At 66.1% G+C, this 25,255-nt stretch carries 21 protein-coding genes and 1 riboswitch; of the genes, 8 read left to right on the forward strand and 13 right to left on the reverse strand.

Going from position 1 to position 25,255, the window contains the following annotated elements; all coding sequences use genetic code 11:
- Positions 1–7 precede the first annotated feature (7 nt).
- On the reverse strand, positions 8–916 hold the full coding sequence (locus J2X65_RS00260; RefSeq protein ID WP_404977645.1) for an ABC transporter substrate-binding protein: 909 nt from the start codon (positions 914–916) through the stop codon (positions 8–10).
- 414 nt (positions 917–1,330) lie between these two features.
- On the opposite strand from J2X65_RS00260, the gene J2X65_RS00265 reads away from it, so the two are divergent.
- From J2X65_RS00265 to J2X65_RS00275, 3 genes are read left to right on the forward strand one after another with little or no spacing between them, the layout of a single operon-like run.
- Positions 1,331–3,457, forward strand: coding sequence for an FUSC family protein (locus tag J2X65_RS00265; RefSeq protein WP_310196354.1), 2,127 nt, complete (start codon positions 1,331–1,333; stop codon positions 3,455–3,457).
- A gap of 1 nt (position 3,458) precedes the next feature.
- Positions 3,459–3,701 (forward strand): DUF1656 domain-containing protein, encoded by a 243-nt coding sequence (locus tag J2X65_RS00270; protein WP_310196356.1) that lies wholly within the window; start codon positions 3,459–3,461, stop codon positions 3,699–3,701.
- Complete coding sequence (locus J2X65_RS00275) at positions 3,701–4,567, forward strand: efflux RND transporter periplasmic adaptor subunit (RefSeq protein WP_310196359.1); 867 nt, start codon at positions 3,701–3,703, stop codon at positions 4,565–4,567. Before J2X65_RS00270 ends, J2X65_RS00275 begins: the two co-directional genes overlap by 1 nt.
- Before the next feature lie 11 nt (positions 4,568–4,578).
- Here the strand turns inward: J2X65_RS00275 and J2X65_RS00280 are convergent, their stop codons facing one another.
- Together J2X65_RS00280 and J2X65_RS00285 are read right to left on the reverse strand one after the other, a co-directional pair.
- Positions 4,579–5,226: a MarC family protein gene (locus J2X65_RS00280; RefSeq protein ID WP_310196362.1), complete on the reverse strand. Its 648-nt coding sequence runs from the start codon at positions 5,224–5,226 to the stop codon at positions 4,579–4,581.
- A 397-nt stretch (positions 5,227–5,623) separates the two neighbouring features.
- The gene (locus tag J2X65_RS00285) at positions 5,624–6,922 is read right to left on the reverse strand and encodes an NAD(P)/FAD-dependent oxidoreductase (RefSeq protein ID WP_310196365.1); all 1,299 of its coding nucleotides are present in this window, start codon (positions 6,920–6,922) and stop codon (positions 5,624–5,626) included.
- 286 nt (positions 6,923–7,208) lie between these two features.
- Between J2X65_RS00285 and J2X65_RS00290 the strand changes: the two genes are divergently transcribed.
- Entirely contained in the window at positions 7,209–10,139 is a 2,931-nt protein-coding gene (locus J2X65_RS00290) for an autotransporter domain-containing protein (RefSeq protein ID WP_310196368.1), read from the forward strand.
- Positions 10,140–10,317: 178 nt separating this feature from the next.
- Here J2X65_RS00290 and J2X65_RS00295 read toward each other — a convergent pair whose 3' ends face one another.
- A complete protein-coding gene (locus tag J2X65_RS00295) occupies positions 10,318–10,542 on the reverse strand; it encodes a general stress protein (protein WP_404977646.1) in 225 nt (74 codons plus the stop codon).
- A gap of 309 nt (positions 10,543–10,851) precedes the next feature.
- Here J2X65_RS00295 and J2X65_RS00300 point away from each other — a divergent pair, with 309 nt between their 5' ends.
- Complete coding sequence (locus tag J2X65_RS00300) at positions 10,852–11,379, forward strand: MgtC/SapB family protein (protein ID WP_310196370.1); 528 nt, start codon at positions 10,852–10,854, stop codon at positions 11,377–11,379.
- 156 nt (positions 11,380–11,535) lie between these two features.
- Here the strand turns inward: J2X65_RS00300 and J2X65_RS00305 are convergent, their stop codons facing one another.
- The 6 genes from J2X65_RS00305 to J2X65_RS00330 form a co-directional block, all read right to left on the reverse strand.
- Positions 11,536–12,150, reverse strand: a complete 615-nt coding sequence (locus tag J2X65_RS00305; RefSeq protein ID WP_310196374.1) for a general stress protein — start codon at positions 12,148–12,150, stop codon at positions 11,536–11,538.
- Between the two features lie 32 nt (positions 12,151–12,182).
- A complete protein-coding gene (locus J2X65_RS00310) occupies positions 12,183–12,488 on the reverse strand; it encodes a PepSY domain-containing protein (RefSeq protein ID WP_310196377.1) in 306 nt (101 codons plus the stop codon).
- Between the two features lie 540 nt (positions 12,489–13,028).
- A complete protein-coding gene (locus J2X65_RS00315) occupies positions 13,029–13,586 on the reverse strand; it encodes a phosphoribosyltransferase family protein (protein WP_310196379.1) in 558 nt (185 codons plus the stop codon).
- 141 nt (positions 13,587–13,727) lie between these two features.
- On the reverse strand, positions 13,728–14,777 hold the full coding sequence (locus J2X65_RS00320; protein ID WP_310196383.1) for a response regulator: 1,050 nt from the start codon (positions 14,775–14,777) through the stop codon (positions 13,728–13,730).
- A 3-nt stretch (positions 14,778–14,780) separates the two neighbouring features.
- Positions 14,781–15,194, reverse strand: coding sequence for a response regulator (locus J2X65_RS00325; RefSeq protein WP_310197364.1), 414 nt, complete (start codon positions 15,192–15,194; stop codon positions 14,781–14,783).
- Between the two features lie 29 nt (positions 15,195–15,223).
- Positions 15,224–16,936, reverse strand: coding sequence for a CHASE3 domain-containing protein (locus J2X65_RS00330; protein ID WP_310196385.1), 1,713 nt, complete (start codon positions 16,934–16,936; stop codon positions 15,224–15,226).
- A gap of 105 nt (positions 16,937–17,041) precedes the next feature.
- Between J2X65_RS00330 and J2X65_RS00335 the strand changes: the two genes are divergently transcribed.
- The 3 genes from J2X65_RS00335 (at position 17,042) to J2X65_RS00345 (ending at position 21,934) form a co-directional block, all read left to right on the forward strand.
- Positions 17,042–18,685 (forward strand): thiamine pyrophosphate-binding protein, encoded by a 1,644-nt coding sequence (locus tag J2X65_RS00335; RefSeq protein WP_310196388.1) that lies wholly within the window; start codon positions 17,042–17,044, stop codon positions 18,683–18,685.
- A gap of 658 nt (positions 18,686–19,343) precedes the next feature.
- Complete coding sequence (locus tag J2X65_RS00340) at positions 19,344–21,644, forward strand: FdhF/YdeP family oxidoreductase (RefSeq protein ID WP_310196392.1); 2,301 nt, start codon at positions 19,344–19,346, stop codon at positions 21,642–21,644.
- Positions 21,641–21,934, forward strand: a complete 294-nt coding sequence (locus J2X65_RS00345) for a hypothetical protein (protein ID WP_310196394.1) — start codon at positions 21,641–21,643, stop codon at positions 21,932–21,934. Before J2X65_RS00340 ends, J2X65_RS00345 begins: the two co-directional genes overlap by 4 nt.
- A 62-nt stretch (positions 21,935–21,996) precedes the next feature.
- Here the strand turns inward: J2X65_RS00345 and J2X65_RS00350 are convergent, their stop codons facing one another.
- From J2X65_RS00350 to J2X65_RS00360, 3 genes are read right to left on the reverse strand one after another with little or no spacing between them, the layout of a single operon-like run.
- A complete protein-coding gene (locus J2X65_RS00350) occupies positions 21,997–22,779 on the reverse strand; it encodes an ABC transporter ATP-binding protein (RefSeq protein ID WP_310196397.1) in 783 nt (260 codons plus the stop codon).
- Positions 22,776–23,813: an iron ABC transporter permease gene (locus J2X65_RS00355; RefSeq protein WP_310196398.1), complete on the reverse strand. Its 1,038-nt coding sequence runs from the start codon at positions 23,811–23,813 to the stop codon at positions 22,776–22,778. Before J2X65_RS00355 ends, J2X65_RS00350 begins: the two co-directional genes overlap by 4 nt.
- Positions 23,810–24,865 carry an ABC transporter substrate-binding protein gene (locus tag J2X65_RS00360; protein ID WP_310196401.1) on the reverse strand — a complete coding sequence of 352 codons (1,056 nt, stop codon included), beginning with the start codon at positions 24,863–24,865 and terminating at the stop codon, positions 23,810–23,812. The genes J2X65_RS00355 and J2X65_RS00360 overlap by 4 nt, the downstream gene beginning before the upstream one ends.
- Positions 24,866–24,966: 101 nt before the next feature.
- Positions 24,967–25,187, reverse strand: a riboswitch (cobalamin riboswitch).
- Positions 25,188–25,255: the final 68 nt, after the last annotated feature.

The raw sequence follows: 25,255 nt of genomic DNA on the forward strand, positions 1-25,255 counted from the left end.
TCCGATGTCACTTCAGCAGGCCCTTTTCGGTGAGCCAGGTCTTGGCGACCGACCGGGCATCCTGCCCTTCGATCTGCACTTTTGCATTCAGAGACTGCAAGGTCTCGAGCGACAACGCCCCAAAGGCCGGCGCCAGGATCGTTGCGATCTCGGGATGCGCCTCCAGCACGGCAGCGCGCACGACAGGCGCGGGCTCATACACCGCCTGAACACCCTTGGTATCCGTGAGCACCTTCAGGTCGAGCGCGGCTATGCCGCCATCCGTGCCATAGACCATGGCGGCGTTGACGCCGGATGTGCCTTCGGCCGCGGCCTTGATGGTGGCGGCAGTGTCGCCGCCGGAGAGCACCAGAAGCTGATCCTGGCCGAGCTTGAATCCGTAGGCGCTCTGAAAGGCGGGCAACGCTGCCGCGCTCTCGACGAATTCAGCCGAACCTGCAAGCTTCACCTTGCCCCCACCGGCTACCCATTTGCCGAAATCGTCCAGCGTCGCGAGATTGTTGGCTTTGGCGACGTCCCCCCGAACCGCAATGGCCCAGGTGTTGTTGGCCGGAGCGGGCTGCAGCCAGACGAGCTTGTTCGCAGCGTCGAGCGCCTTTGCCTTCGCATAGGCGGTATCGGCCTTCTTCCAAGCCGGATCGGAATCGACGTTGAAGAAAAAGCCAGCGTTTCCAGTATACTCCGGATAGATGTCGATCTCGCCTTCGAGAAGCGCGGTGCGCACGATCTTGGTCGGTCCGAGCGAGATGCGTTCCTTTACATCGATGCCCTTTTGCTCCAGCAGCAGGGCGATGACATTGCCAAGGATCGCGCCCTCGGTGTCGATCTTCGAGCCAACGGTCACGCTGTCGGCGGCGTTGGCCACTTCGACGGCGAACAATCCGATACCCGTGGCGAGCGCGGCCACTGCGAGAATGCGCCTGAAACTCATTGCAATGCTCCCTCACATGCGCGGACCGACAAGTCTGCGCCTTGCAGACATATCACTACTAATTTTATAGACAATTGCCTTTTCTGGCTTAGCGCGCCAATGGCATGCATGTGGAACCTCCTGATAGCCGGGATGTTCGCTACGGTCGCTCTCGGACCCTCTGCCGGATCCACAGCGGCCGAACCTCACATGTGCTGACCGGTATTGGCGCATTCGCGCGAACAGGGGCACAACTCCGAAGGGCCGGATTCGTTCGCAAAAGCCGATGCCGGCAGGCCCCGCCTGATCCCAGCCAGGCCATGCAGGGCAAAAATTCCGCGCGCTATCGCTCATGGAAACCGGCTATATGCTTACCGGCAGTGACGTGCGCGCATGCGGGGAAAGATGAGCGTTGCCGAGATGACAGCCGCCCGGTGGCGTCTCGCTTTCCCCCTTGATCTCGGCTGGCGCAACATCGTCTTTGCCATCCGGACCGCGGTGGCTGCCGTCGTCGCCCTCGCCATCGCCTATTGGCTGGAGCTGCAGGACCCGCAATGGGCGGTGCTGACGGTCTATCTCCTGGCGCAGCCGACGGCGGGAGCCGCATTGGCGAAGGGGGTTTACCGTGTCGTCGGTACGCTGCTGGGGGCGAGCGTCGGCCTCGTCATCCTCGCCCTCTATTCGCAGGCGCCTGTGCCGCTCGTCGGGTCGATCGCCCTTTGGCTGGCGCTGTGCTTTTTTATCGGCGCGCAGATGCGCAACTATACAGCCTATGGCTTCCTGCTCGCCGGCTATACCGCGCTGCTGGTCGGGCTGCAGGGGGCGGCCGATCCGACACAGGCATGGCATCTTGCTTTCGACCGGACGGCGGAAATCATCATCGGCATCGCCTGCATAACGGCGGTGAGCGTGCTTGTCTTCCCGCGTTACGCCGGGGTCATGCTGCGCGAGCAACTCGCGGGTTTGTTTGGCCAGCTCAGCCATTACGGCGCCATCGCGATGCGACCGGCGACGCCGTTCGCAACCTTTGCGGCGCTCCGCCGGACGATGGTCGAGGCGGTGGTCAAGTTCGATGCCTTGCGCTCCTATGCGGTCTTCGAAGCGCCGGACATGCGCGCCGATGATGCCACGTTGAAGCGCATGGTGCGCGAGTTCCTGCGGGTGCTCGCTATCGCACGCGGTCTCTATGTGCGTCTTGAGGACTTTCAGGCGGAGGATGCCGCGCCGATCGTCGCGCGGCTGCGGCCGGTCATGGCAGCGACCGCTGCCTTGCTCGATCGCATCGCCGCGGATGTCCACGCCTTCGAGGACCCACGGCGCATCCGCCTGGAGCTGCTCGCCGCCCGAAGCGCGCTGAGGGCGGCCACGCGCGATCTGGAGGCCATGGCCGGCCGGGTGCCGTTCGAACCGCTGGCGGAAGGGGTGCTTATCCTGCGCCGGGCAGGGGACCTGCTGCGCGGATTGTCGATGGTGATGGTGAGCGAGGCGGCCAGCCTGCGCTGGCACCTGCGCGCCGCCATTCGGCCGGAAGAGCAGGCGCCGGTGGTTCCCGCCGCCTCGAACAGGGAAGCGCTGCTGCTTGCGGTGCGCTCCGTGCTCGCGCTGGTGCTGATGTCGGTTCTGTGGGCCGCGACGGAGTGGACCGATGGCTTCAATGCCGTTTCGGGCCTTGCCATCATTCTGTTCTTCGCCGTCAATCAGGACCAGCCGGGCAAGCTTGGCTTCACGTTTCTGCTGTGGTCAGCAATCGGGATCGTGGCCGCCTATGCGGCGATGGTCTTCGTCCTGCCATGGATCGAGGGCTACGAGGCGCTGGCGCTCTTCCTCATCGTGGCGTTGCTGCCGGCCGGATTGATGGCGGGAACGCCGCAATATGCCTGGTCCGGCATCGCCTTCGGCGGCTTCTTCGTCTCGGAGATCGGCACGAGCAACGTGTTTCAGCCCGATGAGCTCTCCTTCGTCAATTCTGCCTTCAGCCTGTTGTTCGGCATGGGAATGTGTCTGGTTCTGCTCAACCTCTTTCCGATCAACTCGCTTGCCACCCGCGAGCGGGTGTGGACCCGCACGATGGCAAGCCTCCTTCCCGCAGCGGCGCGCGGCCAGCGCCACGAAAGGGTGGTGGTCGGGGAAATCGTTGCCATGCTCGCCGCCTTGCTGCCGCGCCTGTCGCTTGACCGGCGCGGTGAGGAGGACTTTCTGCGCGGAACGCTGGGCGCGGCCTCGACCGGCCTCGAGTTGGGCCGGCTCAACCGATTGCGGCGCGATGCCGACCTCTCCAGTGACGCATCCGCACTTATCGCCCGCTTTCTGGCCCAGTTCGCCGCCGAGTTGGAGAGCCTTCCCAAGGCCGGTGACGCCATCGCATCGAGGGTCGCCGAGGCGCAGTCCACCGTGCATGCCGCTCTTGCCGCGCTCGCGACCTTGCCGCTTGAACCCGGATCGGTGGCCGCCGCGCTAAATGTGCGTGCCGGTGCCTCGCTGCGTTTCGTCGCCGACCGCTTCGACATCGACCGGGCGTTCCTGGTCCGCTCCTTCGGCGAGGCCTGAGATGCCGACGAGCGGTCTCACCTTGTACGCGCCCGAACTCTTCGGATTTTACCTGCCGCCGGTGCTGCTGTGGGCGCTGATCGCCCTGGTGCCGTTTCTGATACTGCGATGGCTGCTGGCGCGGACAGGGTTCTACCGCTTCGTGTGGCATAGGCCGCTCTTCGACGTGGCCCTCTATGTGATCCTGTTCGGCGGCGTCATATTCGGTGTGCCGGCGGTGTTGGGAGGGGCAGGATGGCTTTGATGCGGACCGCGTTGCGCATCGGCGTCACGTTGATCGCGGTGGGCGCGGCCGTGTTCGTGGGCTGGCGGCTTTGGCAGTTCTATACGCTGGCGCCATGGACGCGCGATGCCCGCATCCTTGCCAATGTGGTTGAGATCGCGCCCGATGTTTCCGGCCTCATCAGCGGGGTGAATGTCGTCGACAATCAGCAGGTCCGGCGCGGCGACGTGCTGTTCGTCATCGATCAGGACCGGTTCAAGGTGGCGGTGCAGCAGGCGCAGGCCGAAGTGGCGATGAAGACGCAGGCCCTGCGTCTCGCCCGCGATACGGCCAATCGCAACACCAGCCTGGAGCGGGAGGACAGCGCGGCGATTTCATCGCAGGCCGCCGAGGATACCACCGTCTCGGCGGCCGAGGCCGCGGCCGAGTTGCAGGCGGCCCAGGCATCGCTGGCAACCGCGCAGATCAATCTCGAACGCAGCACCGTGCGCGCGCCCGTCGACGGCTACATCACCAATTTCAATGTGAATGTCGGCGATTATGCCACGGTCGGCCAGGGCGTGTTGGCGCTTGTCGATAGCGGATCGTTCTATGTCTACGCCTACTTCATGGAGACCAAGCTGCCGGCGGTCCAGGACGGCGCCCGGGCGCGCGTGGAGCTCATGGCCGGGGGAGTGATCATCGAGGGCGTGGTGGAGGGAATCAGCCGCGCGATCGCTAATAACGGCGAAGGCAGCGGTCTCCTGGCGCAGGTAAATCCGAATTTCGACTGGATTCGCCTCGCCCAGCGCATTCCGGTCCGCATCAAGCTTGGCGAACTGCCGGCCGGCGTCCGGCTCGCCGCGGGGATGTCGGCGACCGTCGTTGTCCTGCCGCAGAAACCGTAGTTCCGCCGAAGCTAGGCGGGGAGGGCGAGGAGCGATCGGTAGCCGGTCCACAAGATCTGGACCCCGATACACAGCAGGATGAAAGCCGACAGCCGCACCACGACATTGGTGCCGTTCTTTCCCAGCATCGCGATGACGCGCTCGCCAAAGCGGTAGCAAACATAGATCGTGAGCGCCGTCGCCACGATTCCGGCAATGACGGCGGCGAGGAACGGCGCGTTCGCAATGCCATATTCTCCTCCGGGACGCTGACTGCCCAAGGCTATGGCCACGGAGATCGTGCCCGGTCCCACGGTAAGCGGCATGGTCAGAGGGTAGAAGGAATCGACATCCGTATGGTGATCGAGGGAGGAGCGCTGTGTTTCAGACACGACACCTGTCTGGAGCAGCTTCCACGCAAAAGCCACGACGACCAGCCCGCCGGCCACGCGGACAATCGGAAGCGTAATGCCGAAGAACACCAAAATATGGGATCCGACGAACATCGACCCGGCGATCAGGAGCACGCTGTTGATGGCGACGCCGCGTGCCAGGGCATTGCGTTCGGCCTCAGTGCAGGAGGATGTGAGGCCCAGGAAGATCGGTGCGCCGCCGATCGGGTTGATGATCGGGAAGAGCGCCGCATAGACGAGCAGGAAGACGCTGGTGACGTTGTGCATAGACGGGGTCCGATGAAGTGTGAACCGTAGAGCCAAAGTCTTGACGGGGAAACAATCCTGATCGTCACAGTCGATGCGTTATCTCGACGATGGCGTCATCGGATCCGGATGGGCAAGGCGGTCTGTCGAGAGAGCCGGCTTTACGATCGCTTCCGGTTGAGATCGGAGAGCGCAAGGTTTTTCCTGGGTTCCGCTGGAGGAGCCGTGATCCGGAGGGCCGATCGCTGCCGCCTCGCTGCCGCATCACCGGTGGCCCCGTTAAGCCAGACGATCTTTCTGTAGCGGTCCCTGCTTATCGCCGTCCTTCTTATGACGGTCTCGATCACGCGGGGCGTCGGTCAGCGCCCACCGGCGACACCCCGGCGGGTGGCTGCCGCCGATGCTGCCTTGAAAGGGCCTACGCTTCGGACGGGCCCCGCGGGATGCCGGGATTTGACGGCTTTCCGGTGATCAGTCGCGCCGCCCGCTGGCGCGTCAGGTAGTTCCACAGCCAGTTCATCGCCACGGCGAAGCGGTTGCGGGCACCGACGAGAAAATAAACGTGCACGACCCCCCAGAAGGCCCAGCCGAGGAACCCGGTGAGCTCCAGCTTCCCGAGCTTCACCACGGCGGCGTTCCGGCCGATGGTGGCCAGGTCGCCGGCATGGCGATAGCGGAACCGCGCCGGTGCCGGGCGGCCGCCGACCCGGGCGGCGATCACCGCGGCCACATGGTCGCCCATCTGCTTGGCGGCAGGAGCGATGCCGGGCACCGGGCCGAGCTCCGGCGGCAGGGCCGCGGTATCGCCGACGACGAAAATCTCCGCCGCCCCGGCGACGGTGAGATCGGCATCGACGCGGCAGCGCCCGGCGCGGTCGGTCTCGGCCCCGAGCCACTGTCCCGCCGCCGAGGCGCGCACCCCCGCCGCCCAGATCTTGGTGGAGGAGATGATCCGCTCGCCGCCGGCCAGCTCGACATGATCGCCGCTGCACGCCACGACCGGCCGGCCGGTGAACACCTCGACACCCATGGCTTCCAGCCGCCGGTGGGTATAGGCGGAGAGCTTGGGCGGAAACACCGGCAGCAGCCGCTCGCCGGCTTCGATCAAGAGGATGCGCGCGGTGCGCGGGTCGATATGCTTGAAGTCGGGGGTGAGGGAATGGCGCGCCACCTCGGCGACGGCACCGGCGAGCTCGACCCCGGTCGGCCCGCCGCCAATGATCACGAAGGTGAGCAGCTTGCGGCGCGTCGCCTCGTCCTGCGTCGCCTCGGCGCGCTCGAACGCGACGAGGATCTCGCGGCGCAGCTGCGTCGCATCCTCGATATCCTTGAGCCCCGGCGCAAACGGCGCCCAGTCGTCATGGCCGAAATAGGAGTGGGTGGCGCCCGTCGCCAGCACCAGGAAATCATAGGGAATGGCTCCCTGATCGGTGAGCAGCGTGCGCGCCGCGCGGTCCACGCCCTCCACCTGGGCCATCAGCATGGTAACATTGTCCTGCCGCGACAGGATATGTCGCACCGGCCAGGCAATATCGGCCGGGGACAGTACGGCTGTCGCCACCTGATAGAGCAGAGGCTGGAAGCAGTGGTAGTTATGCCGGTCGACCAGCGTGATGTCGACGGGAGAAGCCGCGAGCCCTCGTGCCACCTGCAGCCCGCCGAAGCCGGCGCCGGCTATGACGACTTTCGGACGGGTCCGTTGCACCGGATCTACCATGTTCCCGATCCTGTCTTTTTCAATATGTGCCGCCCCTGCCGACCCCAGCTTTCAACCGGGTACCGACGGAAAGCTTTCACATTAGCCTGCCGTCTGTTCGCCAGAAAGGACGCGCCGCCGCCGACCCATCCGGCCCGGGAGCGCCGGCCACGAAGCGGCCGGAAGCTGGACAGCGGTGCAAGGGGGAGGGCGCTCTCCGGGAGATAAGACCAGAAAGCGCCATCGTCATCTTCACCGACAATCGATACGATTTTCAGGGCTCCGAGTCGGAGCGGCGGGGCGCATCATGAAAAGTCGGTCGGTATCACTCGGCATAGCGCGGGTGAGGGCGCGCAAACTTGTGGCGATCGGTCTCGGCGTCGGTGGCATTGCTCAGGCCGCGCAGGCCGAAGTTCTGCACCCTGCGACGCCAACCACCTATCAGACGCTGAATTTCGGAACCAGCGGCACGTTCCTCACCGGCATTCGCGGCGCCAATATCGTCGGCAACTACACCATTCCCGGCGCGGGAGAGACCGGCGGTCTCTATTACAACATGGCGACGCAGACCTGGTCGCCGATGCCGCAAGCCACCGCGAACGGCGCCAACTTTCCCGGCGCCATCGGTTCCTCGCCCTATGGACCGAGTTTCGGCAATCCGGGCGGTATCCTGCGAGTTGTCGGCAGCTACAAGACGGCGGCCTCGTCGCCCTACGATCGGAGCTACCTCTACGATGCCGCCCGCCCGGCGGAGCAGCAGATCACCCCCCTGGCCTATCCGGGCGCGGGCACGCTCTACACCATCGCGCACAGCACCTTCGGCAACAAGGTGATCGGCAACTACGACACGAGGCTGGCGACCGGCAACGCCTTCATCTACGACATCGACACCGGCACCTACACCACCAACAATATCCCCGGCGCCATCAGCACCACGGCCTACGGCATCTATGGCGACAAGATCGCCGGCGGCTACGGCCAGATAAAGGTCGGCGACGGCATCCACGCCGAGCATGGCTACATTTTCGACCAGGCCACCGGCACCTACACGACCTATGACCATCCGGGCGCGGTGGCGACGCATTTCGAGGGGATCACCGGTGCCGGCCGCTCGGGGGAATACAACCTCGTCGCCAACTGGGTGACCGCCGACGGCAAGGTGCATCCGGCGGTGATGCATATCGACGCACTGGGCATCGCGACCTGGCACGAGATCGACATTCCCGGCGCGGTGGTGTCGTCCAATTCCGCCTATGGCGACAAGGTCGTCGGCATCTATGTCGACAGCAACGGCGTCAACGGCTACCTCGCCACGATCCCCGGCATCTACAACCCGATCCGCAACACCGGCACGCTGACATCGAGCGCCGAGAACGCGGCGGCGCTGTCCGGCCGCAAGGGCGACGACATCGTCAACAGCGGCACGGTGCAGGTCACCGGCAATGGCGGCATCGGCCTGCGCGGCGAGACCTATGGCGTGCTGACCAATACCGGCACCGTCAACGCCAGCGGCATCGCCGGCGCGGCGGTGGAGATGCACGGGCTCTACGGCACCCTGGTCAATTACGGCACCCTGCACACCGCCTTCGTCGCCGACGCCCTGCGCACCGGGCCGGACAGCTACGGCACGGTGATCGTCAATATGGGCGTCATGGACGGCCGGCTGGCGGCGACGGCGGGCCCGGCAAAGCGATTCGAGAACAGCGGCTGGCTGGGCGTCAGCGGCACCGGGCCGCCGATCACCCACCTGCTCAGCGCCACCTTCGTGCAGACGGCGGCCGGCACCTATGCCGCGCGCATCACCGACACCGGCCCGGACGTGCTGGAGATCACCGGCACGGCGCGGCTGGCCGGCACGCTGCAGACGTCCTTCCAGACCACGAGCTTCACCCCGGCCACCACGCTGCTCGCGGCGACGCAGGGCATCACCGGCGCCTTCGACAGCTTCGTCACGGACGGCCTGCCGGCACTGTTCGATGCGAGCCTGAACTACGCGCCGAACACCGTGACGGTGAACGTCGCCTCCGATCTCGCCGGGCTGCCGAACGTCACGCCCAACCAGCGTGCCGTCGGCGCCGCGATCGACGGCGTCATCAACACCACCACCAACGGCAAGCTGACCAGCCTGCCGGACGCGCTGGCGCCGCTCTACGGCCTCTCCTCCGAACAATTGCCGGGTGCGCTCGGTGCGCTCTCCGGCGAAGCCTATGCCAGCGAGCAGTCGGTTCTGGCCGGCGACGCGCTCTACACCCGGGAGGCCGTGCTCGGCCGCCTGCGGCAGGGAGCCTATGGCGACCAGGCCGGGCCGACCGCCGCTCTGGGCTATGGCGGACCGGCCCTCGCCTATGCCGCCCCCGCGGCCGGCGTGCCCTTCCCGACCAAGGCGCCGGCCATCCCGGCGCCGGCCTTCAACGGCACGGTCTGGGCGCAGGCCTTTGGCGGCTGGTCCGACTATGATGGCGGTTCCACCGCGGCTAATGTCGACGAGACCATTGGCGGCATTCTCTCCGGCGCCGACGTCAAGATCGATACCTGGCGGCTTGGCGCCGCGGTAGGCTACACGCATTCCAGCGCGGATATCGACGCTCTCGCCAGTTCTTCCGACAGCGACAGCCTTGTCCTGGCACTCTATGCCGGCACCAGTTCCGGCCCGTGGAACCTGCGGCTCGGCGCCAGCTACGCCTTCAGCTGGATCGAAGCGGAGCGCACCATCGCCTACCCCGACTATGCCGAACAGGCGAGGGCCGACTATGATGGCGGCACCGCGCAAGTGTTCGGCGAAGTCGGCTACGGCTTCGCGCTCCAGCAACTGGCGCTCGAGCCGTTTGCCGGTCTCGCCTATGTTCATGTCGATGGCGATGCCTTCACCGAGACCGGGGCCTCCGCCGGTCTGGCGGGTTCGTCCAGTTCGATGGGCGTCGGCTATTCCTCGCTCGGGCTGCGAGTGGCGACAGCGATGGAGCTTTCCGGCGGAACCACGCTGAGGCCGCATGCGTCGGTCGCCTGGCAATATGCCTTTGGCGACCTCACGCCGGAGGCTCAGATGGCCTTTCTCAGCGTACCCAGCGCAAACTTCACGGTGACCGGCCTGCCGCTCGCCGAGAACGCCGCTTTGGTCGAGATCGGCGCCGATCTTCAGCTCAACCAACAGGCGCGGATCGGGCTGTCCTATGTCGGCCAGTTCGCCGACAACGTGACGACCAATGCGCTGCAGGCAAATCTGACCTGGCGCTTCTAGGGCACCGGACCCGCGGCGGGTAGGCGCCGCGGCTTCAGCGAGCGCTCAGGCGTGGGTGCCGATGACGTGGCTTGGCCATCTCCGTGCCAAGGCCGCCTCGCGCCAACGCTGCCTCGACGCAAAGCTGCCCCGATCGAAAGATCGGGGCAGCTGCCGATGACCGTATCTTTATCTGGAACTAGCGTTGGCCGCCTTTGTGGCCCGCATCGCGCGCCCGATCCTTGTCATTGGCGACATTGCCGGAATGCTCTCGCTGGCCGCCCTGCTGGCGCCCGTCGCCGGCAGACTGGGTATGCTGCTGGCCGCCCTGAGAGTGTTCGCCACCCTTGCGGCCGGCTTCGCTGGCGCGTTCACGGTCATTGGCAAAGTTGCCGGAACCGCCACGATGTTGCGTGTTCGCCATATCGAATTCTCCTGCGTGTCGCCCCCCAGCTGAACCAACGGATGAGGCCGCAGGCTGTTCCGCGGTAAAATCGGCAGACGGGTTCTTGAGCGATGCGTCTGTCATTCTCCGGATGCGCTCCCGACGCCGGCGGCGGGACCGAAGTCCATGGCGATGGTCTTCCCGGCCGCTCGATTGTGTTGCCGGGGATCAGAACCGGATGCCGCATCAGGCGTTTGCTCCAACAGGCATGGCTGCAACAGGCATGGCTGCAACGGCCTCGGTGCGGTGCCGGGAGGCCGGGCGATCGGAACAATGGGGAACATCACCATGGATCTTCTTTCGCCTTCCGATATCGAGGCTCTGTCGCGCCTGCTCGCCGCGGTCGGGTGCGGGATGCTGGTGGGGCTGAACCGCGACCTGCGGGGCAAGCCCACCGGCATGCGTACGCTGGGCCTTGTGAGCCTCGGGGCCGCGCTGATCTCGTTGACCGCGATGGGAGTGGACGGGATCGAGGGACACCCGGACGCCACCAGCCGCGTGGTGCAGGGTATCATCCAGGGCGTGCTGACCGGCATCGGTTTCCTCGGCGCCGGCGTGGTGCTGCGAAATCATCGCGAGCTGGAAATCCATGGTTTGACCACGGCCGCCGCGGTTTGGGTGACGGCGGCGTTGGGCGTCGCCTGCGCGCTGGCGTCTTGGCATCTGATCGTCATGTCGCTGGTCGTCACCCTCGTACTGCTGGCTCTGGTGCGGCCACTGGAACGGCGGATGGAGTCGAGGGCGGCGCATCGTCAGGGAGGCCAACCGGCGGTGTCCGACACCGGACCCGACGACAGGCGCGGGGATGGCGGCTGAATGCGGCCCGGCTCCTGCTGGGCCATCGATCGAACCGGACGCCTTGAAAGTCACAGCCTGTAAAAAAGGGACGGCCCGCACAAGGCCGCCCTGCTGGGCGCCTGCTGCGGACCGCAAGTTGTCTCTGCCCAGGCCGGAGCCGGCCTGGAATTCCGTCTAGAGCCGATGGCGCTCGCGCTCGCGGATCACTTCGTCGGTGGTGTAGGCCGGGGCATCGGGGTCGAAGCGTGACCAGCCCTCGTCGCGATAGACCCGCTCGCGGGCCGTGAGATCGACGGCGGCTTCGTCGTCCAGGATGGCCTGGGCCTCGGCGACCTGGTCGTCATCGACCTTCGCCGATACCACCGTGCCGCCACGGCGGACGCCTTCGGCGTAGAGATGCGCATCGCGCTCCGGCACGCCTTCCGAGGTCATCGCGCCGACCAGCCCGCCCACGGCGCCGCCTGCCGCGGCACCGGCAACCGCCCCGAGGCCGGTTGCGGCCAGCCAGCCCGCCGCCACCACCGGGCCGACGCCGGGAATCGCCATCACCCCGAGGCCGGCGAGCAATCCCCCGGCGCCGCCGAGCACCGCGCCGATGCCCGCACCGGACGCCGCGCCTTCGCCGGCGTTGCTCTCGTCGTCGCGTTCGACGACGCGCTGGCCGTACCAGTCGCCGGAGTTATTGGCGACGATGCTGATGCTCGCCCGGTCGATACCGAGAGCCTGCAGCTTGTTCACCGCCGTGAGGGCATCGTCATAATTGTCAAACAGACCAGAAACGGTAGCCATGTGCTGTCCTCCCTTGGTTGGGACGTGAGAACTCAGTTGGGAAAGACGTTGCCCTGATAGTCCAAGGCGACGTCATGGGAGGCGCCGGCTTTCATTGCTTTTCCGCGCCACACGCCGTCCTTGTCTTTCGCCAGCCCGGAAATGTTCGAGAAGCCCTTCGCCTCGATGCGAGACTTCGCCTGTGCTTCGGTGAAGCTGTTGGCGCCCTTGGCCGGTTCGGCCGGGCGAGGCGCTTCCGGAGTAGTCACCGCCGGGGTTGCGGGATCGGGATTTGCCGTTTGAGCGAGCGCTGGCGAAGACAAGGCAATAGCGATCGCGGCGATGATGACGCGGTTCATGTTAACCATCCATTTGCTCAGAGGGTGTGCAGATTGAACGCCATATGAGCAGGATGGTTCCGGCTGGTAACCCACAGGCGAGAGGGGCAACCTGGTCCGGCACCGGCTTGCCGGCATCATATGACCGTTGCCGGTGCGCTTGGCCGCAGTGAGCGTGGAACGGCAGCAGCGCGGGCATGGTTCATGATGCGCTCGCGCGAATTTCGTAAGCCGACTTGCTAGTCCGCAGATGGGTCGGCCTTCTCGAGAAGTGGCGGCGTCACCGGGGACGTTGCGATCCCCGCTCCAGCCGAATCCGATCATGAGCTAGGCGCAGGCAGCTTGACGGTGTCCGGCATGGTCGCGACGGCGCGGGGCGTTGGAGCCACGCAAGCGCGGCGGCCGGCGGAACAGACATTCCAGAACGTGTTCCTGCCCCCGGCATTTTGCGACCGACGTCGTCGACCAGCCGCGTCGTGGAAGGCCGGGCGCAGCCCGGAGGAGGCCACGATCAGGGGCGATCGTCGCCTTCGAGCAGGGAAACGTTTTCGCCTGGCGAGGCTATGCCAGAAAGGTTTCCGGGATCGGCGTCCATGTCGCTCCCACAGCCCGGAATTGCGGGATATGGCCGAGGCTGCGTATCAATGCGCTGTCCGGACCGAGCGCCTGCTGCCACTCCCGCGCCTCGGTGAGGATCACGCCGATACCGACCACCTCGCCGCCGGCGCTGCGTACCAGCTCGAGCGAGCCCTTCAGGCTGGATCCGGAAGCGACGACATCATCGACGACCACAACCCGCCGGCCGGCAAGCAGCGGTATCATGCGGCGATCGAGCAGGAGGCGCTGCTCGCCCTTGGAGGTGATCGACGATATCCGCTGGACCAGCGCGTCCTGCAGGTGAACCTTGGGCGACTTCTGCAGGATGACATACTGGTCGAGGCCGAGGGCGCGGCTGACCTCGATGGCAATCGGAATGCCGAGCGTGGCGGCTCCGACCACCACGTCGGGCCCAAGCGGCCTCAGCTTCTCCGCCAGACGCTCGCCCACGTACGCGCCAAATTTCACGCCGAGATCAATCACCATCATCAGGGAAATGGCGAAGTCCAGTTTGATCGGCACGATCGGCAGATCGACATGAAGACCATCGACATTGGCGGACCATGTCGGGCCTCTGGTGACGGGTGACGCGCTTGCTGGGGTCATTCTGCTGTTCCGTTTGCCGTCCCGCGGGGCGGCGGGCCGGGTGGGGGAGATGACATCCTAGTGTGCCGGCAGCGGAAACCGGACGGAGATGGAGGTGCCGCCCTTCCGTGGGAGCCATTGTAGCTCGCCGCCGAGGACCCCGACCATGGACCGCACGATACGCGTGCCAAGCCCGGTGCCTTTCGCGCCGCCGGTGCCATCCCAGCCGACGCCATCATCTTCGACCGCCAGTTCCGCCGCCTGGTTGTCTGCCTCGGTGCGGAGAGACACCCGCACTTCGCCATTTTGACCGTCCGGATAGGCGTATTTGAAGGCGTTGGTCACCAATTCCGTCACCAGCACACCGATGGCCACGGCGCGGTCGGTGGGGACGGTGAGAGGCTGGGCAGCGAGCTGCAGCTGCGAAAAGCTGCCGGCCTGGCGCATCGAGGACCTGAGATCATCCGCCAGCCCCAGCAGATATTCGTCCAAGGCGACGAAACGAACATCCGACGAAGTGTAGAGGCGGCGATGCACGCCGGCGATCGCCATGATGCGAGCCTGGGTTTCCGCCAGCGCCGCACGGCAGGCCTTGTCCTCGATTGAGTTCGACTGCAGGCGCACCAGGGAGACCACCATGGCCAGGCTGTTGGCGACGCGGTGGTTCACCTCCGACAGCAACGCCTCGGCACGGTCGCGCGCCTCGCGTACCTCCTGCTCGGCGCGCTCCTTGGCCCGCCGCAACCGAGCCGTCTCGATCGCCTGATCGATGGCGCTGGTGAGCAGCTCGATGAACTCGATCTCGATCGTCTTCGGCACGTAGTCGATGGCGCCGGCCTTGAGCGCCTGCACCGCGACCGTGGTTTCCGCCGAGGCGGTTACATAGACGACGGGAGGGGCATCGGCTTGCTGGCGCAGGGCGGCGAGCACGTCGAGGCCGGTGCCGGTCGGCAGAAAATGATCCAGCGCCACCACATGAACGTCGTTCTCATCGACGAGGCGCAGGCCGTCGGCCGCATCGCCGGCGAGCATGACCTCATAGCCCCGGCGCGTCAGGGCCTTTTGGACCAAGCGCGCCATGCCGGGATCGTCATCGATATAAAGGACACGGCGAATGCTGGAGGGCATGAATCAGGTGGTCTCGGGGACTTGCATCACAGAAAAGAACAACCCGAGCTGGCGGATCGCATTGGCGAATCCGTCATAGTTGACCGGCTTGGTGATGTACACATTGGCGCCGAGATCATAACAGCGCTGAATCTCGCGCGCGTCGTCGGTCGTCGTCAGCACGACTACCGGGGTAAGCCGGGTGTGCGGGTTGGCTTTCACCTTCTCGAGGATTTCGATGCCGGTCATGTCCGGCAGGTTGAGATCGAGCAGGATGAGTAGCGAGCGCCCGCTGCTGACGTTTCCGGAGCCGTCGGGACCGAAAAGGAAAGCCAGCGCTTCGGTGCCGTTCGTGAACGGTACAATCTGGTTGTTGACCCCCGCACGTCGGATGTTCTTCTCGATGAGGCGGGCATGGCCTTCATCGTCCTCGATCATGATGATGGTCACGGACTTCGCATTGTCACTCACGCTGCCATACTCCGGGTAGTGGCCCGCAGCTGCGCGGGCAGGACCAGGGTGAATACGCTGCCTTGTCCAAAAGTAGAGTTAAGTGTGATGTCGCCGCCAAGGTTCCGCGCAATGGCGCGAATGTGGGGAAGCCCGATGCCTTCGCCCGGCTGATCCTGCTGGCCGGAGCGGCGGAACAGCTCGAAGACGCGCTCGTGATCGCGGGCCTCGATGCCGCGGCCGTTGTCCTCGATCGTGATATGCACCAATCCCCCTGGCCGCGCGGTGGCCCGAACCTTAATCCGCAAAGGCACGTCGCGACGTCGGTACTTCACCGCATTGTCGAGCAGGTTGCCGACGATCTGCTCAAGCGCGAGCCGGTCGGAAACGAGGTTCGGCACCCGCACGTCGACCGATACCTCGCCCGCGGCATCCGCGACCTGATGCGCGACGGCCGCCACCGCGCTCTCCAGCAGCGCCGACAGATTGATCGGCTCCGGTTTCAGGACGCGCCGGCCCTCGCGCGACAGCTTGAGAATGGCGTTGATGAGGCCATCCATCTTGCGGGTAGAGGAGCGGATGAAACCCAATGCTTCCGGCAGATCCTCCTGCGCCGCCAGTCTGGCCGCCTCATATTCCGGCCCTGTCTCGCGCTCGCCGGCGTTGGCGACGAAGGTCTGCAGCGTGGTGACGCCTTGCTCCAACTCGGCGGTAAAGCCCATGATATTGACGAGCGGCGCGCGCAGGTCATGGGTCACGATGTAGGCGAAACGCTGGATTTCCTCATTGGCGCGGCCGAGTTCGGCGGTGCGCTCGCGTACCCGTTCCTCAAGACTGACGTTGAGCGCCTCGACCTCCTGCCGGGCCACCGCCAGCTGGCGCAGGTAGCTCAGAATGGTAAGCAGGCCGGCAAGGGTGATCGCTACCACGATGATGCCGCCAATGACCGACACCCACCACAGCGCATCCGCGCTCTCGGCCTGGGCGCGGCCGAGCCGGCCGAGCCGGTCTTCCGCCGCGGTGACGACCTCCTGAAGGATAAGCCGCGCCTGATCCATCAGGTCTTTACCGCGATCGGTGCCGACGATCTCGATCGCCGCCTGCCGCTGGCCCTGCTGGGCAAGATCGACGGTCTCGCGCAGTTCATCGAGGCGGGCATTGATGATGCCGGTCAATTGCTCGATGCGCGGGTGCAATTCGGGCATCGCCTCCGCCGCCTTGGCCAGCCGGTTCATATAGCCTGCGAGATTGGCGAGGGCGTCGTTATAGGGTTGCAGGTAGTCCGGATTGTCGGTGATCAGAAACCCGCGTTGCCCGGTCTCGGCGTCCTGCAGCCGCGACCGCAGGTCGACGCCCGCCGCTCGCAGGCGCCGCAACTCCGTGACCTCGGTCACATAGTCCTGCGTTCTCTGCACGAGCCATACATTTGTGACGACCACGCCGGCGAGCGCGATGAGGCCGAGCAGCAGGAGGGACAACGTTCGAAGGATAAAGGAACTGCGTGAGAGCGGCATGAATATTCCAGCAATGGCGGCGCGATCCGAGCCGAGACGATAGGCGAGCCGTGGAGATTCAGCCAGAGACGATCGATGCCGTCCGGTCTGTGCTCCGGCCGGGACCATGGCGCGATGGCCCCTGACGGGCGGCGCCTGAGCGAATCTGCCAGCCGCCTCGCGCGGGGAACCTCGCGATTCTCCGGCGGTTCTCTTGCTAGTGCCGCGTTTCGCCATTCGGCTCGTTGCGGCCATGCTCGTGAAGCCATGCTCGTGAAGCCATGCTCGTGAAGCCATGCCCGTGAACCCGTGTCCTCACCGGCCAATGCCTGGGAGCCCGTCATGACCCTCACCGTCATCCAGCATGTGCTGACCCGATTGCAGGAGATCGGTATTTCCGACGTTTTCGGCGTGCCCGGCGACTTCGCCTTTCCGGTCAACGACGCGATCTGCCGGCAGTCGGGCATGCGATGGATCGGCTGCGCCAACGAGCTGAATGCCGCCTATGCCGCCGATGGCTATGCCCGCATCAAGGGCGTGGCGGCGCTGAGCACGACCTATGGCGTCGGCGAACTCAGTGCCTTGGCGGGGGTTGCCGGGGCCTATGCCGAGCACCTGCCGATCTTCCATCTGGTGGGCACGCCGCGCATGGCAGTGCAGCGCGCCCGCGCCATCGTGCATCACACCCTGGGCACGGGTGAATATGACTTGTTCCGCCGGATGAGCGAGCCGGTGGTGTGCGCCCATGCGGTGATGACGCCGCAGAACGTCGCCTACGAGACCGAAAGGCTGATCGCTGAGGCCCTTTATCATCTGCGGCCGGTCTACATGGCCTTCCCCGCCGACCTCGCCAACCAGCCGGTGGTGAGCCGTGCCAGCCCGCTTCCGCTCCCGCAGAGCGCTCCCACGCAGCTGGCGGCGGCAACCCGCGCCGTCGTCGCCGCGCTGGATGGTGCCGAGACGGCCTGCCTGCTGCCGGGCCTTATTGTCGCGAGGCTCGGCGCTGGCGACCGGTTGCAGCGGCTGGTCGAAGCGTCGGGTCTGCCCTTCGCCACCATGTTCCACGACAAGACCGTGCTGGACGAGCAGCAGCCGGCCTATGCGGGCATGTATGACGGCGCGCTGATGAACAAGGACGTGCAATCCTTTGTCGAAGGCCGCGACCGCATCGTCACCGTCGGCACACTGATGACGGACTTCAATACCGGCTCCTTCACCGCGAATCTCGATCCGAAGCGCACCATCGCCATCGACCATCACAGTGTCAGCGTCGATGGCCACACCTATCCCAGCGTCGAGCTGGCGGATGTCCTGGATGCGCTGACCCTGGCGCTGGCCAGGCGCGACTGGCCCCGCATCGGCGCCGGCTCCCTGGGGCCGGTGACGGGCGGGGGCGACGCGCCGATCACCGCCGAGGCGCTCTATCCACGCTGGGCGGAGTTCATCCGGCCGGGGGACATCGTCGTTGCCGAGACCGGCACCGCCTCGATGGGCCTCGGCTTCGCCCGGATGCCCTCGGGCGCGAATTTCTACAACCAGACGCTCTGGGGCGCGATCGGCTGGGCGACGCCGGCGGCGGTCGGCACCGCGCTTGCCGATCCAACGCGCCGCACCGTGCTCATCACCGGCGAAGGCTCGCACCAGCTCACCGCGCAGGAACTGGGGCTCTTCGGGCAACTGGGGCTGAAGCCGGTCATCTTCGTGCTCAACAATGACGGCTACCTGATCGAGCGGCTGCTCTGCAAGGATCCGGAGATCAGCTACAACGACATCGCTCGCTGGCGCTACACGGAGCTGCCGCATGCTTTTGGCTGCGATGGCTGGACCGTGGCCCGTGTGACCACCTGCGCCGAATTCGATGCCGCGCTGATCGCCGCTGCCGAGGCGAATTCGGGGGCGTATATCGAGGTTGTCACCGGACGCTACGAGGCTTCTCCGCTCTCGCTCAAGCTGAGCGAGAAGATGAAGCAGGCGGCCGAGAGCTGAAGGTTGTGCCGATGAAGGGGCGCCCGTTACGGCGGGGGCCGCGGCCGATCTTCCGCGCTGCCGACTTGGCGGGTCCAAAAATCCGTTCCCCGCAAGTCCGTCTGGGTTCGGGCTCTCGGCCGATCGGTGCCCGCTGACGCGCGGGGCTAGCGCCTTATGCACGCGCCCAGCGCATAGCGGGTGTCGGTAGGCTGCCCGATGCAGAGGGAGCCCCATGCCCTGCCAGCGTCGGGCGGATCGGAGCTTCACAACAATGCATGGGTCGGATCGTAACCATGCATTCGGCGAGGGTCGTCCAGTTGGATCCCCGCGTGGTCAGCGCATCGCATTTCCCACCTTATAGGCTGTGCCGGCGGTTCTTATCCCGCTTCAGGGACCACCGCCTCCGGTTGATGCAACGCAAAAACTGCCTGGGGCGCTGGGTCATCTGCTGAAAAATCGCGGATTGTTTGATTGATAAAATCTATCAATCGTGTGGGGCGACTTGCCGCAGGGGGCGGCTTCTCAACGCACTTCAATTCCGAATCATTCCACTTTCAATCTGCTCCTCTCAAAAACTTGTCCGTTGAAAAATATTAGCTTCATGCCTAACTCTGTCTCCGACAGCCGAGCGAGCGCGTCGCGCGGGATTATCTGGCATTTTGTATAATGATTGAAGATGTCGATTAACGATACGTCACACACGCTCAAGAAGTCGCACGCGGCCGGGGGGTGGGGCGCTCTTCGCAGCTGCGGCAAACACCTGCTCGCCAGCGGTGCCGCGCTGACGGGTGCCAAGACCCTGCTCAAGGCGAACCAGCCGGACGGCTTCGATTGCCCCGGCTGCGCCTGGGGGGATCCCGAGCATGGCTCGTCATTCGAGTTCTGCGAAAATGGTGTGAAGGCGGTGGCCTGGGAGGCGACCGACCGACGGGCGACGCCGGCGTTCTTTGCCGCCCATACGGTGAGCGAGCTGCGCGGCTGGAGCGACTACGAGCTGGAGAACCAGGGGCGCCTGACCGAGCCGATGGTCTATGACCGCTCTACCGACCGCTATCGCCCGGTGTCGTGGGAGGACGCCTTTGCCGGCATCGCCGCCGAGCTGAAGGCGCTCGCCGATCCCAACGAGGCGGAATTCTACACGTCGGGCCGCGCCAGCAACGAGGCAGCGTTTCTCTACCAGCTGTTCGTGCGCATGTTCGGCACCAACAACTTTCCGGATTGCTCGAACATGTGCCACGAGGCCAGCGGCCTCGGCCTCACGCAATCGGTCGGCGTCGGGAAGGGCACGGTGCTGCTCGAGGATTTCGAGCATGCCGATGCCATCATCGTCATCGGCCAGAATCCCGGCACGAACCATCCCCGCATGCTCGGGGATCTGCGCCGTGCCGCCATGCGCGGTGCGAGGGTCGCGGTGCTCAATCCGGTGCGCGAGCGTGGGCTCGAGCGCTTCGCCGACCCTCAGGACAAGATCGAGATGCTGCGCGGCGGCGCGACCTCGATCGCCAGCCACTACTTCCGGCCGAAGCTCGGCGGCGACATGGCGGCGATCCGCGGCACGGCCAAGGTGGTGTTCGCCCGCGATGCCGAGCGGTGCGCCGGTGGCCATGCCAGCCTGCTCGATCTCGAATTCATCGCCCATCACACGGTGGGGCTCGACGACTGGCGCGCCGAGGTGGAGGCTACCTCCTGGGACGTCATCGAGGACCAGTCGGGCCTCACCCGCGCCGAGATCGAAAGCCTCGCCGACGTCTATCTCGGTGCCGAGCGGGTAATTGCCACCTGGGCGATGGGCGTCACCCAGCACCGCCACTCGGTGGCGACGGTGCGCGAGATTGCCAACCTGCTGCTGCTGCGCGGCCATGTCGGGCGAGCGGGCGCCGGCCTGTGTCCGGTGCGCGGCCATTCCAACGTGCAGGGCGACCGCACCGTCGGCATCAACGAGAACGCGCCGGAGTGGTTCATCGCCGCCCTGGAGCAGGAGTTCGATCTCACCCTGCCGCGCGAGCCGGGCCACAACGTGCTGCACGCCATCCATGCGCTGGTGGAGGGCCGCTCGAAGGCCTTTATCGGCCTCGGCGGCAATTTCGTGCGGGCAACGCCGGACACCGGTCTTGTCCATGCGGCGCTGACCCGGTGCCGGCTCACCGTGCAGATCGCCACCAAGCCCAACCATAGCCATCTGGCGCCGGGCAAAGTGGCCTATCTGCTGCCGTGCCTCGGCCGGACCGAGATCGACCGCAATTCCAGGCGTCGTCCGCAGATCGTCACGGTCGAGGATTCGATGAGCATGGTGCACGGCTCGGGCGGCATCAATCGCCCGGCCGCGCCCACCCTGCGTTCGGAAGTGCAGATCATCGCCGGCATCGCCGCGGCGACGGTCGGCTCGGACAAGGTACGCTGGCTGGCGATGGCTGACGATTACGACCTCGTCCGCGACCACATCTCGCGGGTGATTCCCGGCTTCGAGGACTTCAATGTCCGGGTGCGCAAGCCGCGCGGCTTCCATCTGCGCAACGCCGCTGCCGAGCGTGAGTGGAACACGGCTTCCGGCCGGGCGGAGTTCTCGGCGGCGCCGCTGCCGCGCCAGGTGGAGCACCAGCAGGCGCGCAGCCAGCCGGGCACCTTCGTGCTGCAGACCTTCCGCAGCCACGACCAGTACAACACTACGGTGTATGGGCTCGATGACCGCTATCGCGGTGTCTATGGCGAGCGGCGGGTGGTGTTTGCCCATCCTGACGACATTGCCGCGCTCGGTGCGCTGCCGAATGCGCGGGTGGATGTCATCGGCTCGGACGAGGATGGCCATACACGGGTGGCGGAGGATTTCCGCCTCGTCGCCTACGACCTGCCGCGGGGCTGTGTCGCGGGCTACTATCCCGAACTCAATGCGGTCGTGCCGTTCACCAAGGCCGGGGAGGGCAGCGACACCCCGCTGTCCAAATCGGTGATGGTGACGTTCCGTGCGAGGGCGGCATGAGCGCGGCGTTCGCCGATCCATTCATGAAAGAGGTGACGGCGCTGGTGGCGGAGCAGCCGGAACTCTCGCCGCTCGACGCCGGGGTTCTGATAGCGCTGGTGCATGGGGTGGCGAGCGATACCCGCAGCTTCGCCCGCCTGTTCGGCATCGCCCATGCGCTGGTGCTGCGCGCCGCCAGCGAACTGGAAGACCGCTTCGGCCTTGTCGCCACCGACCATCTTCGCGTGAAGACGCAGCGGCGGCGGCTGGTTCTGACCGAGGCCGGGCATTTGCTGCTCTCGCCCAGATAGCGAGTCCCATACGCGTTCCGATGCGTGTTCCCGCAGCGGAACCGATCGTGCCTCCCAAGCGTTCAAGGGCGCTCATCCGGCTCGACATCGACGACATATTCGATGTGGCGACGCCCTCCGGCGCCATTGCGGATGTGGACCTCGACGCCGAAGACCTGACGGATCATCCCGGGGGTGAGCACATTTTCGGGCGGGCCGGACGCCACCAGCTTGCCGGCGTGCAGCACACCGATCTGATCGCAGAACAGCGACGCCAGATTGAGATCGTGCAGGGCGACGATGCAGGTCAGTCCCAGGCGGCGGATCAGCCGCAGAATGGAGAGCTGATGCTGGATGTCGAGATGATTGGTCGGCTCGTCGAGGATCAGTTCGCGCGGATCCTGGGCGAGGGCACGGGCGATATGGACGCGCTGGCGCTCGCCGCCCGACAGCGTGTGCCAGGGCTGGTCGTGGCGCTCGGCGAGGCCGACCCGCTCCAGCGCGGCACTGACGGCATGCTCGTCCGCCTCCGTCCATGACGTGAAGGCGGCGCGGTGCGGGGTGCGCCCGAGGCGTACCACATCGCACACGGTGAGCTGGATATCGGTCGTTGCCTGCTGCTCGACAAAGGCCAGGCGCCGCGCCAGTTCGCGTCGCGGCAGCGTGGCGATGTCGCGCCCATCGAGCGTCACCACCCCGCTGGCCACGCCGCGCAGGCGGCAAAGCAGACGCAACAGGCTGGATTTGCCGGAACCATTGGGTCCGATCAGGCCGAGGATGCGGTTGGGTGCCGCCGACAGCGTGATGCCGTCGACGATCATCCGCCCGCCCGCACTCCAGCGGGCATCATGGGTGGCGAGCGTCATGCCGGCCGCCGCGCGCGATAGAGGATCACGGCGAAGGCCGGGGCGCCGAACAGGGCGGTGACGATGCCGATGGGCAGGATCTGCTGCGGCACCAGAATGCGCGACAGGATGTCGGCCAGGATCATGAAGATGCCGCCGATAACCAGGCAGGCCGGCAGCAGGCGCGCATGACCCGGCCCGACCAGGAAGCGCGCGGCATGGGGGATGACAAGCCCGACGAAGCCGATCGTGCCGACGATGGCGACCATGGTGGCCGTGAGCAGCGCGGTGGTCGCCAGCAGCACCAGCCGCACGCGGGTGACGGCGACGCCGAGCGCTTGCGCCGCGTCGGCGCCGAAGGCGAAGGCATCGAGCGCCTTGGCGTGCACCAGGCAGACGACGAAGCCGATCAGCGCGACGGGCGTCGCCACACATAGGTCCGGCCAGCGGACGCCGCCGAAATTGCCGAGCAGCCAGAACATCACCCCGCGCGCCTGCTCGGCGCTGGCGAGCGTGGTGACGATGGTGGCGGTGGCCGCGTTGAAGAGCTGGGAGCCGGCGACGCCCGCCAGGATCACCCTGTCGCTGGCGCCACCCGCGCCGGTCGCCAGTAGAGCCACGACCGCCAGCGCCGCCACTGCGCCGAGGAAGGCGCCACCGGACAGGCCGAGCGTAGCGCTGCCGAAGCCGAGGACCATCACGCAGACCGCCCCGGTCGAGGCCCCGGCCGACACGCCGAGAATATAGGGTTCGGCCAATGGGTTGCGCAGCAGCGCCTGGAGGATTGCCCCCGAAACCGCGAGGGCGCCGCCGCACAGCGCCGCCATGACGGCCCGGCTCAGGCGGTAGTCGAAGATCACCCCCTGCTGGATGGCGCTGACCGGCAGGCCGAGGTCGAACAGGCCGTTGCCGAGCGCCCGAAAGGCGACCGGCAGCGGGATCGCCATCTCTCCCACGCTCACCGCCAGAGCGACGGCAAAGATGAGCGCGGCGAGCGCGAGGGCGGCGACGCCGATCCGCGCCGCCCAGTTCGGTCCGATGACGGCGTGGCTCAATTGGTGAGGCCGAATGTGTGGACCGCCGTCGCTATCGATTCGATGCCGTCGATCGCATCGACGCCCGGCCGGGTTGCACCGACGTCGACCACCACGATCCTGCCGTTACGCACCGCCGACAGCTTGCTGGCGACCGGATCGGTGTTCAGGAAGTTCAGCTTGGCGTCGATGTCGTCGGCCGGAAAGCGGCGGCGGTCCATCTTCACGATGACAAGCACGTCGGGATCGCTGGCCGCGATGCTCTCCCAGCCGACCAAGGGCCATTCCTCCTCGGTGGTGATCACGTTGCGTGCCCCGAGCTTCGACAGGATGTAGGCCGGGACGCCGTTCTTGCCGGCCATGAAGGCGTCGCCCTTGATGTCCTTGCTGGAGAACCAGACGGCCATCGACACGTTCTTCGCCTCCAGCCCGGCGACGGAGCGCACGGCGGCGGCCTCGCGCCGCTGCAGGCCGGCAACCAGCGCCTCGGCCCGATCCGCCACGTCGAAGATCGCGCCATATTCGCGGATGTTCCGATATAGCAGCTCGATCGAATAGATCTGCGTGCGCACGCCGTCGCCGGCGCCTGTATTGTCCTTGCCGACGCAATCGGTCGGCGAGACATAGACCGGCACCTTCACCCCGTCGAAGCGGTCGCGCTTGCCGACGATACCGTTCGGGCCGATGTGCCACTCATACATGGCGACGACGAGGTCGGGTTCCTGCGCCACGACCGCCTCGAAGCTCGGATCGTTGTCGGCCAAGCGCTTCACCTTGGCGTTCGCCGCTTCATACGGCTTGGCCACCGGGCTGAACCAGACAGCGGTTCCCACGAGGCGGTCGCCGAGGCCGAGAGCGTAGAGGATTTCCGTCTGCGCCTGGCCGAGGCTGACGACGCGCTGCGGCGCGTGGTCGATCACGACCTTCGCCCCGCAATTCTCCAGCGTGAGCGGGTAGTGCGTCGGATCGGCCTTCGCCGCGTCGGCGATGCCGACGCCGATCACAGCACCAAGCGCCAGAGCGAGGCTGCCGCCGCACCGCCCGAGGGCGTTACCCAGGAATTTCTTGAACATGTGTCACCGCTTCCCAAAAAGGAAGACGGGAAGCGCGAGGGAACCGGCGCATTCAGCGGAACCCCGCTGCCGACCGGCAACCTTCGGAGCACCCCGCCCGAAAGATGGTTGGCGATCAGGGCAGGTCTCCTGGCTTGCGGGTCGACGCTGGCTCCGCCCGGCCTTCCCGACGCAGCACGAGGCTTGGCGTCAGTGGACGATGGGCAGAGGGCTCGCCGCTTACAGTTGCGGGGGCAGCTTCGGATTTGGCACGGATGCCTCACCGAATTCCCTCTTAGCTTCAGGCGCGAACACCTGAAGAACCTTGATCGGTGGCGACCATAGCCGGCTTCGCCGCAACGTCAAGAACGCCGTTGGCTCCTGACGGGATCGCCGGGGGCTGGTGGAACC

The organism is Ancylobacter sp. 3268 (assembly GCF_031456575.1).
Classification (GTDB): Bacteria; Pseudomonadota; Alphaproteobacteria; order Rhizobiales; family Xanthobacteraceae; genus Ancylobacter.

Coding starts and splice junctions, on each gene's coding strand:
- J2X65_RS00345 (WP_310196394.1), top strand. CDS start 21,641: ATGAGCGCGGCGTTCGCCGATCCATTCATGAAAGAGGTGACGGCGCTG.
- J2X65_RS00305 (WP_310196374.1), bottom strand. CDS start 12,150: ATGGCTACCGTTTCTGGTCTGTTTGACAATTATGACGATGCCCTCACG.
- J2X65_RS00340 (WP_310196392.1), top strand. CDS start 19,344: ATGTCGATTAACGATACGTCACACACGCTCAAGAAGTCGCACGCGGCC.
- J2X65_RS00285 (WP_310196365.1), bottom strand. CDS start 6,922: ATGGTAGATCCGGTGCAACGGACCCGTCCGAAAGTCGTCATAGCCGGC.
- J2X65_RS00335 (WP_310196388.1), top strand. CDS start 17,042: ATGACCCTCACCGTCATCCAGCATGTGCTGACCCGATTGCAGGAGATC.
- J2X65_RS00270 (WP_310196356.1), top strand. CDS start 3,459: ATGCCGACGAGCGGTCTCACCTTGTACGCGCCCGAACTCTTCGGATTT.
- J2X65_RS00275 (WP_310196359.1), top strand. CDS start 3,701: ATGCGGACCGCGTTGCGCATCGGCGTCACGTTGATCGCGGTGGGCGCG.
- J2X65_RS00310 (WP_310196377.1), bottom strand. CDS start 12,488: ATGAACCGCGTCATCATCGCCGCGATCGCTATTGCCTTGTCTTCGCCA.
- J2X65_RS00325 (WP_310197364.1), bottom strand. CDS start 15,194: ATGATCGAGGACGATGAAGGCCATGCCCGCCTCATCGAGAAGAACATC.
- J2X65_RS00320 (WP_310196383.1), bottom strand. CDS start 14,777: ATGCCCTCCAGCATTCGCCGTGTCCTTTATATCGATGACGATCCCGGC.
- J2X65_RS00295 (WP_404977646.1), bottom strand. CDS start 10,542: ATGGCGAACACGCAACATCGTGGCGGTTCCGGCAACTTTGCCAATGAC.
- J2X65_RS00330 (WP_310196385.1), bottom strand. CDS start 16,936: ATGGCGAAACGCGGCACTAGCAAGAGAACCGCCGGAGAATCGCGAGGT.
- J2X65_RS00300 (WP_310196370.1), top strand. CDS start 10,852: ATGGATCTTCTTTCGCCTTCCGATATCGAGGCTCTGTCGCGCCTGCTC.
- J2X65_RS00280 (WP_310196362.1), bottom strand. CDS start 5,226: ATGCACAACGTCACCAGCGTCTTCCTGCTCGTCTATGCGGCGCTCTTC.
- J2X65_RS00265 (WP_310196354.1), top strand. CDS start 1,331: ATGACAGCCGCCCGGTGGCGTCTCGCTTTCCCCCTTGATCTCGGCTGG.
- J2X65_RS00290 (WP_310196368.1), top strand. CDS start 7,209: ATGAAAAGTCGGTCGGTATCACTCGGCATAGCGCGGGTGAGGGCGCGC.
- J2X65_RS00360 (WP_310196401.1), bottom strand. CDS start 24,865: ATGTTCAAGAAATTCCTGGGTAACGCCCTCGGGCGGTGCGGCGGCAGC.
- J2X65_RS00350 (WP_310196397.1), bottom strand. CDS start 22,779: ATGACGCTCGCCACCCATGATGCCCGCTGGAGTGCGGGCGGGCGGATG.